A 739-nucleotide genomic window follows, 5' to 3' on the forward strand; every position below is an offset into this window, starting at 1 on the left:
CTACAAGAAAAAGAACTTGAAAAAGAATTAAACTTAAATAATCAACAACCAATAATTGTTAATTTACAAACGGATATTAGAGATATTAAAAAAGAAAGTGATAATAATGCTTAATCATTTTACTTATTTGTTAGAAACTCCTTATTGATTATTACAAAATAGTAGTATTAGTAATAAATATCCATTTTCTAAGAAATATAAATTAGTGAATGAAATTAATCAAATCGGTACAAGATATAGTGGTAAGACTATTTCAAATATTAAAATATTTGGTGAATTATTAAAAATTAGTTTATTAATTAAAGAACCAATTTGTATCATTGCTAGTATGTATTGGAGTAAAGATTTAAAAGATAGTGTATTTCAAAATATATGAAATATGTTAGATGAAAATCATATTCCTTGTACTATTAATTTATCAAATTTTACTTTTACTTTATCAAATGGTAGCAAAATATATTGTAAAGGTTTACATTCACCAAGTCGGAAAGAAAAATTAAAAGCCTTTGCTGATTTGAATAAATATAAATTAGTTATTGATTGAAGAGAAGAATGTGATCAATTTCAACAAAAAGATTTAAGTGATTTAGAGTTTGCTATTCGTGGTTATCAAAATAAAATAACAATTAATACATGTAACCCTGAAAGTTTAAAAAGATATATTGTTGGTTATTGTAATGAATTATTACCTTTTAATGAAGAAATAATGCGTAGTAAATATGAACAAATTAAATATATT

1 protein-coding gene is annotated in these 739 nt (G+C 21.5%); it reads left to right on the plus strand.

Annotated features, from left to right (window positions below):
- Positions 1-106: 106 nt before the first annotated feature.
- Positions 107-739 (plus strand): phage terminase large subunit (locus D9R21_RS06770; RefSeq protein WP_148108901.1); only part of this gene is annotated, 633 nt, incomplete at its 3' end.

Source organism: Spiroplasma endosymbiont of Megaselia nigra (assembly GCF_003987485.1).
Taxonomy (GTDB): domain Bacteria; phylum Bacillota_I; class Bacilli_A; order Mycoplasmatales; family Mycoplasmataceae; genus Spiroplasma.